This window comes from uncultured Photobacterium sp. (genome assembly GCF_947502415.1).
Lineage (GTDB): Bacteria > Pseudomonadota > Gammaproteobacteria > Enterobacterales > Vibrionaceae > Photobacterium.
Genome location: NZ_CANMZV010000137.1, coordinates 1 through 241 on the forward strand (window position 1 = coordinate 1; position 241 = coordinate 241).

Below are 241 nucleotides of genomic sequence, written 5' to 3' on the forward strand. Positions count from 1 at the left end.
GTGGTGGAGCTATGCGGGATCGAACCGCAGACCTCTTCGCTGCCAGCGAAGCGCTCTCCCAGCTGAGCTATAGCCCCGAAGTAGTCCTTTTTCTTTAGGCAAGGCATCGTATTTCGACGTTTAGTCCGCTAAACGAGAAATGCGACAACGTAGCATAAAGGAAAAGTGGTGGGCGATACCGGGCTCGAACCAGTGACCCCCTCCTTGTAAGGGAGGTGCTCTCCCAACTGAGCTAATCGCC

Annotated in this window: 1 tRNA gene; it reads right to left on the minus strand. The window is 54.8% G+C overall.

From position 1 onward, the window contains the following. Position 1: 1 nt before the first annotated feature. Positions 2–77: transfer RNA gene (locus tag Q0852_RS23850), tRNA-Ala, on the minus strand. Positions 78–241 lie beyond the last annotated feature (164 nt).